The organism is Flavobacterium anseongense, assembly GCF_021608185.1.
GTDB lineage: Bacteria > Bacteroidota > Bacteroidia > Flavobacteriales > Flavobacteriaceae > Flavobacterium > Flavobacterium anseongense.
In genome coordinates this window covers 634209-647347 of sequence record NZ_JAKIHN010000001.1, presented here as the reverse complement: position 1 = coordinate 647347, position 13139 = coordinate 634209, and the positions used below count along the sequence as shown (strand labels likewise).

Annotated in this window: 8 protein-coding genes; 6 read left to right on the top strand and 2 right to left on the bottom strand. The window is 35.5% G+C overall.

Annotated features, from left to right (window positions below):
- Positions 1 to 30: 30 nt before the first annotated feature.
- Positions 31 to 1929 carry an amidophosphoribosyltransferase gene (locus L1S35_RS02875; protein WP_236396487.1) on the top strand — a complete coding sequence of 633 codons (1899 nt, stop codon included), beginning with the start codon at positions 31 to 33 and terminating at the stop codon, positions 1927 to 1929.
- A 427-nt stretch (positions 1930 to 2356) separates the two neighbouring features.
- On the opposite strand, the gene L1S35_RS02870 is transcribed toward L1S35_RS02875, so the two are convergent.
- Complete coding sequence (locus L1S35_RS02870) at positions 2357 to 2965, bottom strand: superoxide dismutase (RefSeq protein WP_236396397.1); 609 nt, start codon at positions 2963 to 2965, stop codon at positions 2357 to 2359.
- Between the two features lie 101 nt (positions 2966 to 3066).
- On the opposite strand from L1S35_RS02870, the gene L1S35_RS02865 reads away from it, so the two are divergent.
- From L1S35_RS02865 to L1S35_RS02845, 5 genes are all read left to right on the top strand, one after another.
- Positions 3067 to 3588: a GNAT family N-acetyltransferase gene (locus L1S35_RS02865; protein ID WP_236396394.1), complete on the top strand. Its 522-nt coding sequence runs from the start codon at positions 3067 to 3069 to the stop codon at positions 3586 to 3588.
- Positions 3588 to 6740 (top strand): UvrD-helicase domain-containing protein, encoded by a 3153-nt coding sequence (locus L1S35_RS02860; protein ID WP_236396393.1) that lies wholly within the window; start codon positions 3588 to 3590, stop codon positions 6738 to 6740. The genes L1S35_RS02865 and L1S35_RS02860 overlap by 1 nt, the downstream gene beginning before the upstream one ends.
- 24 nt (positions 6741 to 6764) lie before the next feature.
- Positions 6765 to 7964: a glycine C-acetyltransferase gene (kbl, locus tag L1S35_RS02855; protein ID WP_236396391.1), complete on the top strand. Its 1200-nt coding sequence runs from the start codon at positions 6765 to 6767 to the stop codon at positions 7962 to 7964.
- Between the two features lie 123 nt (positions 7965 to 8087).
- Positions 8088 to 9482 (top strand): OmpA family protein, encoded by a 1395-nt coding sequence (locus L1S35_RS02850; RefSeq protein ID WP_236396389.1) that lies wholly within the window; start codon positions 8088 to 8090, stop codon positions 9480 to 9482.
- 63 nt (positions 9483 to 9545) lie between these two features.
- Positions 9546 to 12311 carry a PD-(D/E)XK nuclease family protein gene (locus L1S35_RS02845; RefSeq protein WP_236396388.1) on the top strand — a complete coding sequence of 922 codons (2766 nt, stop codon included), beginning with the start codon at positions 9546 to 9548 and terminating at the stop codon, positions 12309 to 12311.
- Here L1S35_RS02845 and L1S35_RS02840 read toward each other — a convergent pair.
- Positions 12304 to 13089 (bottom strand): alpha/beta fold hydrolase, encoded by a 786-nt coding sequence (locus L1S35_RS02840; protein WP_236396386.1) that lies wholly within the window; start codon positions 13087 to 13089, stop codon positions 12304 to 12306. The two genes, L1S35_RS02845 and L1S35_RS02840, sit on opposite strands and share 8 nt — an antisense overlap.
- Between the last annotated feature and the right edge of the window lie 50 nt (positions 13090 to 13139).

The window sequence follows — 13139 nt, the reverse complement described above, 5'->3', positions numbered from 1 at the left end:
AATACAACTAACTACAACACAACAACTACAATGAGCGACGCGATAAAACACGAATGTGGAATTGCACTTTTACGATTAAAAAAACCATTAGAATTCTACAAAGAAAAGTATGGTTCGGCTTTTTACGGCATACAAAAAATGTATCTGCTGATGGAAAAGCAGCACAACCGCGGACAAGACGGGGCCGGATTTGCCTCGATAAAATTAGATGTTGAACCTGGCGAAAGATACATAAGCCGAGTTCGCTCTAATAAATCTCAGGCGATTCAGGATGTTTTTGCTCAAATCAATGAAAGAATTAATGACGAACTAACTTCGCATCCGGAATATCAGGATAATGTGGCGTTACAGAAAGAAAATATCCCATACATCGGTGAATTGTTTTTAGGACATGTTCGCTACGGAACTTTTGGAAAAAACAGCATAGAAAGCGTTCATCCGTTTTTGAGACAAAATAATTGGATGCATCGTAATCTGATTTTGGCAGGAAACTTTAACATGACCAATGTTACTGAACTTTTTAATAGTTTGGTAGAATTGGGCCAGCATCCAAAAGAAATGACAGATACCGTTACCGTTATGGAAAAAATTGGTCATTTCCTTGATGATGCTGTTACCGATTTGTATCAGGAATGTAAAAATAACGGGCTTTCTAAAAGGGAAGCTTCCCCTGTTATTGCTGAGAAATTAGATATCACCAAAATTTTAAAACGCGCTTCCAAAGGTTGGGATGGCGGTTATGCAATGGCCGGACTATTAGGTCATGGCGATGCATTTGTTTTCCGTGATCCTGCGGGAATTCGCCCCGCTTATTTTTATCAGGATGATGAAATTGCCGTTGTAGCTTCTGAAAGACCGGTTATTCAAACGGTTTTTAATGTTCCGTTTGAAAAAGTACAGGAGTTGCAACCGGGACATGCTGTAATCATCAAGAAAAACGGATTCATAACCGAAGAAGAAATTATTGAGCCAACTATAAAGAAAGCTTGTTCTTTTGAGCGTATTTATTTTTCACGCGGAAGTGATGCAGAAATTTATCAGGAACGAAAAGAATTAGGAAAACTAATTCTTCCGGCAGTTTTGGACGCTATTGATAATGATACCGACAACACAGTTTTCTCATACATTCCAAACACGGCAGAAACGTCTTTTTACGGAATGGTAGAGGCGGCGAACGATTTTCTGAATCAAAGAAAGAATCAATTTATTTTAGATAACAGAAAGACATTAACAAAAGAAAAGCTTGAAGAAATCCTTTCGGTAAAAATCAGAACCGAAAAGATTGCCATCAAAGACGCCAAACTAAGAACATTCATTACAGAAGACAGTAGCCGGGATGATTTAGTTGCACACGTTTATGATGTTACCTATGGCGTAATTCAGCCAAAAGATAATTTGGTTATTATTGATGATAGTATCGTTAGAGGAACCACCTTAAAAATGTCGATAATCAAAATGATGGACCGATTGCATCCAAAACGAATTGTTGTAGTTTCATCAGCGCCACAAATACGTTTTCCGGATTGTTATGGTATTGACATGGCAAAATTGGAAGGATTAGTTGCTTTTCAAGCGACATTGGAGTTATTAAAAGAGCGTAATTTATATCACATAGTAGATGAGGTTTATGATAAATGTAAAGCACAGATTAATTATAAAGATAACGATGTTATCAATTACGTAACCGAAATATATAAACCCTTCACAGACCAGGAAATCTCGAATAAAATAGCAGAATTACTAACCTCGGAAGACATAAATGCAGAAGTAAAAATCATTTTCCAAACCGTAGAAAATTTACACCTCGCCTGTCCAAAAAATTTAGGTGATTGGTACTTTACAGGGGACTATCCAACTCCAGGTGGTAACCGTGTTGCTAATAAGGCATTTATGAATTTTTATGAGGGAAAAAATGCACGTGCCTACTAAAATTTTAACATTTTCTGAAGTTAAACGATTATTGGTGCATTTCATCTATATTTTTTGTTTTAACATTTATAATCAGTTTATATTTGGTCTACCATAGCATTAGTAGGTTAAGTTTATGGTAGATTTGGGGCAAAAAGGGTGAAAAGAAATTTTCACCTTTTTTATTTTATAATTGTCTGAAAATCATTTAAAAAAAGGTATTTAACCTCTCATTTGCCTATCATCCAAATATATTTTAACAAAAAGTACATTTATTTAGTTCAAGTTATTAGCTTTGCTTTACCATAGTATTTAGTAGGTTAAGTAAGTTATGGTAGATTTGGGGCAAACAGGTGGAAGCAATTCCGCCTGTTTATTTTTTTGATGTTTTCAAAATAAAAAAACCGACTGCTTTCACAATCGGTTTTATGGATAAAATGATTTCTTTTTATTTTTCTGTAGCGTATAATCTTGCCACTTCTGTCCAGTTAATCACATTAAAGAATGCTTCAATATAATCAGGACGGCGGTTTTGATAATTTAAATAATATGCATGTTCCCAAACGTCCATTCCTAAGATTGGAAATCCACCACAACCAGTTTCCGGCATTAAAGGATTATCTTGATTAGGTGTTGAACAAACTTCAACTTTTCCTCCTTTGTGAACACAAAGCCATGCCCAACCTGAACCAAAACGTGTCGCTCCGGCTTTTGCAAATTGTGCTTTAAATTCATCAAACGAACCAAATGCAGCATCAATAGCATCTGCTAAATCTCCTGTTGGTTTACCGCCGCCAGTTGGCGACATTACTCTCCAAAACAAATTGTGATTATAAAATCCGCCACCGTTATTTCTGACGGCTGCATTTTTCATATCCAAATTGATTAAAATATTTTCTATTGTTTTTCCTTCTAAATCGGTGCCTGTTACAGCAGCATTTAGATTAGTTGTATAAGCATTGTGATGTTTTGAATGGTGAATTTCCATCGTTCTAGCATCAATATGTGGTTCTAATGCATCGTAAGCATAAGGTAACTGCGGTAAATCGAAAGCCATGACTATTGTATTTAAAAGTTATTAAAAATAATTGAATTCAAATTTATACATTTAACTTCGGAAAAGGAAGTGACTTTATAAATATTTAATATAGAACTATAATGCCGTTCGATTTACAGCCAACATTTCTTCATGATGATTTGATAAAATTAGTTCCGCTTGAGGAATCTGATTTTGACCGATTGTTTGAAGTAGCTTCCAATCCTAAAGTTTGGGAACAACATCCAAATCCAAACCGATACAAATTAGAAGATTTTACCAATTATTTCAAAGGTGCAATAGAATCAAAAGGCGCTTTTTTAATTCTGGATGACGCCACCAATGAAACAGTTGGCTGTAGTCGTTATTATGATTTCAATGAAGAAGATAATTCCGTTTTGATTGGTTATACTTTTATCGGAACAAAATTTTGGGGCAATGGTTACAACAAAGCCTTGAAAAAACTAATGCTCGATTATGCGTTTCAGTTTGTGGATAAAGTCTATTTTCATATAGGAGCATTTAATATTCGTTCGCAAAAAGCTATCACAAAAATAGGTGCTGTAAAAGTAGACGAATTTGAAGTCGAGTATTATGGCGAACCAAGCAAGTTGAATTTTGTTTATCTGATTACTAAAAACTAATGCAAAAACCAGCTTTTTCCATATACGACGCATCGGCAGGTTCGGGTAAAACCTATACTTTGGTAAAGGAATATCTGAAAATAATTCTGCTGTCTAAAAAGCCGGATGCTTATAGAAATATTCTCGCCATTACGTTTACAAATAAAGCGGTACACGAAATGAAAAGCCGCGTGTTGGAAAACCTTTCTGAATTCAGCAAAGAAAATCCATCGGAGAAAGCACTGCAATTAATGCAGGTTATCAGTTCGGACACAGGTTTGAGTTTGAATGCTATTACTGAAAAAGCCAAAAACATTATCAAAAACTTAATTCACAATTATGCCGCATTTGATATTTCGACTATTGATAAATTCACCCATAAAGTCATTCGCGCTTTTGCACACGATTTGAATCTGCCAATAACTTTTGAAGTCTCTTTGGATACCGAAAGTTTGTTGACCGAAGCCGTTGATGCCATTATTGCCGAAGCCGGAAACGATGACGAATTGACAAAACTTTTGGTCGATTTTACCATGGAAAAAACCGATGATGATAAATCCTGGGACATTTCACGTGAAATTATGGAAACCGGAAAGCTGATTTTAAACGAAAACAATCGCGAGGAAATTGGGCATTTTGACAAAAAGAAAATAGAGGATTTTATTGTTATCAAAAATAAGCTCGTAGAACTTTGCGAGCAATTAGAATCTGAAACAGTTGATTTGGCAAGTGAAGCATTACTACTGATTGAAAAAAACGGAATTGAAACAGATTCTTTTCCCTATGGCACTTTTCCAAAACATTTGAATTTCTTCAAAGAAAAAGATAGCAGAGCAAACAACCACAGATTCAGAGAATTTGATGATGTTAAAATAAAAAAAGACGATAAAAACAAAGCTATTATTGAAGCAATAATTCCACAACTGATCGAAATCCTGGGGTCGATTTATAAAAAATTCGAAAAGAAAAATTTCTATGCTGCGTTTCTAAAAAACATCACGCCGCTTTCGTTGTTAAATACGTTGAGTAATAAACTAACCGAAATTCAAAAAGAGCAGGGAATTTTATCCATAACCGAATTCAACAAATTAATTCACGACCAAATCCAAAATCAACCTGCACCTTTTATTTATGAGCGATTAGGTGAAAAATACAAACACTTTTTTATTGATGAGTTTCAGGACACATCCGAAATGCAATGGCAAAACCTGATTCCGTTAATTGACAATTCGCTTTCGAGCGAAGATTTACTGGGAGAAAGAGGTTCGCTGATGATTGTTGGCGATCCGAAACAATCAATTTATCGCTGGCGTGGCGGGAAAGCCGAGCAATTTATTGAGTTGAGCAAAGAAGAAAATTCTTTTTTGCATCATACGAAAGAAGTAAAATCATTAGAAACTAATTATCGAAGTTATTCAGAAGTCATCGATTTTAATAACAATTTCTTTGGATTCATAGCGAATGAATTTACACACGAAGATTATAAAGATTTGTATCAAAATCACAGTCATCAATTATTAAATTCTAAAAAAGGCGGATATGTGAATATTTCTTTTGTACCGAAAGCTGAAAAACTTGACTTAGGCGAAGAAGAAAATCCGGCAAAAGAGGAATTGTATTTATTGGCAACCTTAAACACCATCCAAAAAGTAAAAAGCAAAGGTTTCAGTTATAAAGACATCGTCATTTTAACCCGAAAAAAAGACAACGGATTTGCGATTGCCAATTATTTAACCCAACAAGGCATTCCGATTTTGTCTTCGGAGAGTTTGCTTATTGGTTCTTCTTCGGAAGTTCAGTGTATAGTTGCTGTTTTATATTATTTGAAAAACAATAATGACCGCGAATCCAAAGCAAATTTCTTGTATTACATTGCATCAAACAATCAACAAGAAATGGCAATTCACGATTTTATCGCACTTGGAATGGAACAAAATACTGAAGCTGATTTTGAGCAATGGTTAGCCGGTTTTGAGATTCATTTTTCATTTAAAAACACCAGAAAAAAATCATTGTACGAAGCGACAGAAAGTATCATTTCGAAAATTATTCCTATTGAAAAACGAAATGCTTATGTGCAGTACTTTCTGGACATTGTACTCGAACAGGATTTAAAAAAGCAGGTCGGAATTTCGGATTTTCTTTCGTATTGGGAAATTAATTCGGGCAAGTTGAGCATTCCATCGCCCGAAGGCAAAGAAGCAGTGCGCATAATGACCATTCACACATCCAAAGGATTGGAGTTTCCGGTAGTTATTTTTCCGTTTGCCGAAGAAAATTACAGTGCTGGTCCAAAAGAAAAAATTTGGCTGAACGCTGATGAAGAACAAGTTGGGTTGTCTAAGGTTTTAGTCGATAAAAACAACAATGTTTCCACTTATGGTGAAGAATCGGCACTGATTTACAATCAGAAAAAGCAGGAAGAATTATTAGACGATATCAATGTTTTATATGTAGCAATGACCCGTGCTGAAGAGCAATTGCATGTCATTTCAGGGATGCAAACTCAAAATAAAGAAGGCAGTTATCCAAATAATATGGCGTCGTTTTTTATCAAATTTTTGGAAGACAAAGGCTTTGATGAAAGTAAATTGGAATACGAATTTGGTTCAGCCGAAAAACTATCAGCACCTAAAGTAAATAAAGATGAAACCGAAACGATTCCACAACTTTCGGCAACATTAAATCCGAAAAACATCAAAATTGCACAGCGTGAAAGTTTGATGTGGAATACCAAACAGCAAAAAGCTATAGAATACGGAAACATTCTGCATGAGATTCTGTCATTCATCAAAACAAAAGAAGATATTGATTTGGCACCAACCAAAGCCATCGAAAACGGATTGATTGTTTCTTCGCAAAAAGAGGAAGTATTAAAAACCATTCATGAAATTGTAAATCATCATGATTTGCAATTATTTTTCTCGAACGAGCATAAAATCTTAAACGAAAAAACCATTATCCAAAAAGAAGGAAACCTTGTAAAGCCAGACAGAATGGTGCTTAACAAGAATAATGAAATCTACCTATTGGATTATAAAACTGGTTCACACCAAACCAAATACCAATTACAGTTAGAAAATTATCAAAACGCCATTGAAAAAATGGGTTATAAAGTGACTAAAAAAGCCCTGGTTTATATCGGAGAAACTTTGGAAGTGGTAAATTTGTAATCTCAAAACAACAAACTAAACAACATGTACGGAAAAATTCAACAACACCTACAAAACGAACTAAACACCATTGAACAAAATGGAATTTTCAAAAAAGAACGCATTATCACATCGCCACAAGGCGCAGAAATTACAGTAAACGGAGAAACGGTTTTAAACTTTTGTGCCAATAACTATTTGGGATTGTCATCGCATCCTGAAGTAATTCAGGCAGCCAAAGACGCTTTGGATACGCATGGTTTCGGGATGTCATCGGTGCGTTTCATTTGTGGAACACAGGATATTCACAAAACTTTGGAAAAAAAGATAGCCGATTTTTACGGTACAGAAGACACTATATTATATGCGGCGGCTTTTGATGCCAATGGAGGCGTTTTTGAACCTTTGCTTGGTGAAGAAGATTGTATTATTTCGGATAGTTTGAACCACGCTTCTATTATTGATGGCGTTCGTTTGTGTAAAGCGGCGCGCTATCGTTATGAAAATTCCAATATGGAAGATTTGGAAAATCAGTTAAAGAAAGCGGTCGAAGCCGGACATCGTTTTAAACTTATAGTTACAGATGGTGTTTTTTCGATGGACGGATTAGTGGCGCCATTAGATAAAATTTGCGACTTGGCAGATAAATATGATGCTTTAGTAATGGTTGATGAATGTCATGCAGCAGGTTTTATAGGAGCAACAGGAAAAGGAACGCTCGAAGCCAAAGGTGTTATGGGAAGAGTTGACATCATCACAGGAACTTTAGGAAAAGCATTAGGCGGTGCAATGGGCGGTTATACTACAGCCAAAAGAGAAGTGATTGAAATTCTGCGTCAACGGTCGCGCCCTTATTTGTTTTCCAATTCATTGGCACCGGCTATTGTTGGCGCATCAATCAAAGTTTTCGAACTATTAGAAAAAGACACAACGCTGCGCGATAAAGTAGAATGGAATACCAACTATTTCAAAGATGGTTTGCGTAAAGCAGGAATAGATTTCATTGATGGCGATTCTGCAATCGTTCCGGTAATGTTATATGATGCAAAGTTATCTCAAATAATGGCAGATGAGCTTTTAAAGAAAGGAATTTATGTTATTGGTTTCTTTTTTCCTGTAGTTCCGAGAGATAAGGCTAGGATTCGGGTTCAATTATCAGCGGCTCATACTAAAGAGCACTTAGACAAAGCAATTGCAGCCTTTATAGAGGTTGGAAAAATGCTAAAGATTGAAAAGAAACTGTAAAACTTTCATAATTAGTGTAGAATCCTTATATAATTCACACATTTTAACATTTTGATTTTGATATTATAATATAACGTATTACTTTTGTCTCATTATAATTTTTATAATCTAATCAAATTAAGTATGAAACATCTTAACAAATTATTCGTTGCTCTGGTAATGTTAGCTTCTATCAGCTCACAAGCTCAAGACAGTAACAACCCTTGGGCGATTTCGTTTGGGGCTAATGCAGTAGATACAAGAGTAAGTGCTGCTTCTAAATTGGAAGACCAATTTTCCCAATTCTTTAATGCTAAAGATAACTGGAACATTATTAATTCGGTGTCTTATTTAAACGTAACTAAATACGTAGGAAGTAATTTCTCTTTTGGAGTTACAGGATCTATTAACAGACTAACTAGATATGTATTACCAAGAGTTGGTGAAGGACCATATACCGTAGTTAACCCAGGAGATAAAAATTATTATGCAGCTGATGCGGTAATTAACTACAGCTTGATGAACTTAATAAAATCTAAAACAATTGAACCATCTATCCATATTGGTGGAGGTTACACTTGGATTGGTGATGAGTCACATGCAGGTACATTAAACGGAGGTTTAGGTTTAACTTATTGGTTTACTGAAATGGTAGGTTTGTCTTGGCGTTCGACATACAAACAATCTTTCGAGGATGTTCGTGAAGATATGCCATCTCACATGCAGCACTTCGCTGGTCTTACTTTCAAATTTGGAGGAAAAGATACTGACGGTGACGGAATCTACGATAAAGATGATGCTTGTCCTGAAGTTGCTGGTTTAAAACAATTTAACGGATGTCCTGATACAGATGCTGACGGAATTACAGATGCTTCTGATGCTTGTCCTGAAGTTGCTGGTCCAGCTGAATTTAATGGATGTCCTGATACTGATGGTGACGGAATTGCTGATAAAGATGATGCTTGTCCAGATGTTGCCGGTTTAAAATCTTTAGGTGGTTGCCCAGATGCTGACGGTGATGGTATCACTGATAAATCAGACAAATGTCCAGATGTTAAAGGTCCAAAAGAAAACGGTGGTTGTCCTTGGCCGGATAGAGACGGAGATAAAGTTTTAGATAAAGATGATAAATGTCCGGATGTAGCAGGAACAGTAGCTAACAATGGTTGTCCAGAAGTTACAGAAGAAGCTATCAAAAGATTAAACGACTATGCTAAAACTATCTTATTCGATAGTGGTAAAGCTTCATTCAAACAACAAACTTATCCAGTATTACAAGCTATTACAGCTATCTTGAAAGAGTATCCAAACTCTAACTTCTCTATAGAAGGTCACACAGATAGCGATGGTAAAGATGCTGCTAACCAAAAATTATCTGAAGACAGAGCTGCTGCAGTTAAAAATTACTTAATTGAAAGTGGTATTGCTAGTTCAAGATTAGCTTCAGCTGGTTTTGGTGAATCTAAACCAATTGACACTAACAAAACTAAAGCTGGTAAAGCTAACAATAGAAGAGTTGAAGTGAAATTAGTAAAATAATTTCTTCCAAAATATTTTCAAGAAAACGCTCCGATATTCGGAGCGTTTTTTTATTTTTATAGAATGTCTAAACCAACTTTTCTTCAACAACTTGCCCAAGAAATTTTAAAATCCCGAAACCTCGGGACCGTTAACTTATCCGAATTAACTATTGTTTTACCAAACAAAAGAGCCAAAGTCTTTTTGCTCGAAGAATTAAAAAAGTTAGTTTCAAACAATGTTTTTGCACCCGAGATAATCAGCATCGAAGAGTTTATTCAGGATATTGCCGGTATTCGCTCGGTTGATAGTGTAGAGTTGCTTTTTGAATTTTATGAAGTTTACCTTTCACTAACAGAAAAAGCGAAACAGGAATCCTTTGAAAACTTTGCGAATTGGGCAAAAACATTGCTTCAGGATTTTAATGAAATCGACCGCTATCTTTTAGAAGCAGACAAAATTTTAAAATATATCGAAGACATCAAGGAAATAGAACATTGGTCTGTTGATGTAGATAAAAGAACGGATTTGATAGAAAAGCACCTGCTTTTCTGGAAAAAACTACCACAATATTATCATTCACTATATCAGCATTTAGAAAATAAAGGAATTGGCTATCAAGGGTTAATTTATCGCGAAGCCGTTGAAAACTTAAATCACTTTTCTGAAAATAATAACGGGGAACAATTTGTTTTTGCAGGTTTCAATGCACTCAATCAAGCCGAAGAGAAAATAATTCAGCATCTTTTAGCACTTGATGTCGCCAAAATTTATTGGGATATTGACGAGACTTTGCTTCACGATACATTTCATGATGCCGGACATTTTCAACGAAAGTTTAAATCGGAATGGACTTATTATAAAACACATCCTTATGAATGGATTTCAAACGATTTTAAGACCGAAAAGAACATTCATGTCATTGCTACTTCAAAAGCTATCGGACAAGCTAAAATAGCGGGAAGCATCATCCAAAAACAAGCAGAAAATGAAAGCCTTCAACATGTTGCATTAGTTCTCGGAGAAGAAAGTTTGTTGTTGCCAATGTTGTATTCGCTGCCATCGAATGTTGATGCGTTGAATATCACTATGGGATTTTCGAGCAAAAACAATCCGGCGCAATTGCTGATTGCCAAATTATTCAAACTGCACACCAACGCTTTGACCAGAAATCCGTCAAGTTATGTGATGTACTACAAAGACGTGCTCGATGTTTTAACGCATCCACTTATAGAGCCTTATGTAAATGCTAACGAATTGGTTTTCATAATTAATAAAAACAACTATTCGTTTATTACCCATAAAAAGCTAGAAGAGCTTTACGCCAAAGACAATGCACTGTTTTCGTTATTGTTCCAAAAATGGGATGCAGATTCTGTAACTGTTTTAGAAAATATTGCTCAAATTCTGCTGAAAATAAAAGGAAATTTGAGTTATGAAAACGAAGAAGAAAAAATAACAAATGCTTTTGTGTATTCGATTTTTAAAGTCATCAATAAAATGATTTCCTATTTTTCGGTACATAAATCCATAAACGACCTTAAGACCTTACAAGCCATTTACAAACAAGTCATTGATGTAGCTGAAGTTTCTTTTGAAGGCGAGCCTTTGAGCGGTTTACAGATAATGGGTGTTTTAGAAAGTCGTGTGTTGGATTTCGAAACCGTAATCATTACATCGGTGAACGAAGGCAAATTTCCAGCAGGAAAATCTATCAATTCTTTCATTCCATATGATGTGAAATTGCAATATGGTTTGCCAACGTATAAAGAAAAAGATGCTATTTATACCTATCATTTCTATCATTTACTGCAACGGGCCAAAAACGTTTATTTAATTTATAATTCCGATAGTCAGGGTTTTGATGCTGGCGAAAAGAGCCGTTTCATCACACAATTAGAAATCGAGAAACAACCCAATCACAACCTGACATTTCAATATTATAATCCGGATGTGCCTACTATTGCGCATCAACCGATTGTTGTTCCAAAAACAGAAAGCGTCATGACTCGCTTGCGCGAAATTGCGGATAAGGGATTTTCACCGTCATCGTTGACGACATACATTCGCAACCCAATTCAGTTTTATTTTCAAAGGGTTTTACGCATTTCTGAAACGGATGAGGTTGAAGAAAACATTGCGGTTAATACACTAGGAACTATTATTCATGGCACTTTAGAAGAATTATATAAACCAACTATTGGGCGACTTTTAACTAGTCAAGATATCAAAAGCTGCATTTCAAAAATTGATGAAGAAGTTTTAAACCAATTCAAAAATGTTTATAAAGAAGGCGAAATCAAAAAAGGAAGAAATCTGTTAGCCTTTGAAGTTGCCAAGCGAAACGTGCTGAACTTTCTAAAAACAGAATTAGAAGCTATCAATAAAGGCGATGAAATTCAAATCATAGCTTTAGAAACTACTTATGAAAGAATATTATCCGATACCCGCTTGCCTTTTCCTGTGCTGATAAAAGGAAATGTGGACCGAATCGAACTCCGCAACGGAAAGATTAGAATCATCGATTATAAAACAGGAAAAGTAGATAAGAACAATGTTATTTTAAAAAGTTGGAGCGGTTTAACCGAAGATATCAAAAACGACAAAATAATTCAGGTTTTAGCGTATGCTTTTATGTATGAAACTAAAGCAAACGGTCAGGAAATCGAAGCCGGAATAGTATCTTTTAAAAACTTAAAAACAGGATTTTTACCATTTCAGTTTAAGCAGGACAAAGATGTTGTAGAAATAATTTCAACCGAAATCATGGAAAACTATTTGGAGCAGATTGTTGTTCTACTGCAGGAAATACTTAATATGGAAATTCCTTTTGAGGAGAAAGTTATTTAACCTTCTTTAAAAAATCCACCAATACTTTCTTCAATTCCGTTTCGTTTTCAATGTGTGACATATGTCCGTCAGGAAAAGTGGTGAGCTCAACTTTGGTTTTTTCAATCTGGTCAACGTTTTCATCATAAATCAAAACGCCATCTTTTTTACCCAAAACCAGCTGAATAGGATAAGGCGCAAAATGCAACAACACTTCACGATCTTTTCTGATTTTCATACCTTCGAGTGCGGCAACAATACCTTGCAACGGCGTTTTCAACGCTTCTAGTTTTACTTTTTCAATTTCAGTTTCCAATTTTTCGCGATTGTCTTCGCTAAACAAATTCGCAATAGACAAGCGTACAAAGTTGGTGTAGTTTTGTTTCACAGCTTTAATCGCTCTGTCTCTATTTTTCTTTCGTTCATCACTATCAGCGCGAGAAGTTGAGTTTAGCAACACAATTCCTTTAACGTTATCCGGATATAATTCGGCGAAAGCCAAAGCCACATAACCGCCCATAGAATGACCAACAAACACGGCTTTTCTGATTTTCAAGTCGTGTAAAATGGCGTGAACCATATCAGCTTGATCTTCCATAGAATGAACATAACCCAAACATTCTGTTTCGCCGTGACCTAATAAATCGATGGTGATGATTCTGTGTTTCTTGCTGAGTTCAGGAATGAATGCACTCCACATCGTTTTATTCTCGAGAAAACCGTGCAATAAAACCACAGCAGTTCCTTTGCCTTCGTCAGTAAAAGAGATTTTGGTGTTTTTATAGGCGAGCTGCTTCAAGAATTGTCGGATTAATTGTGTTGTATACAAAAGTAAATTTTTGAAATTAA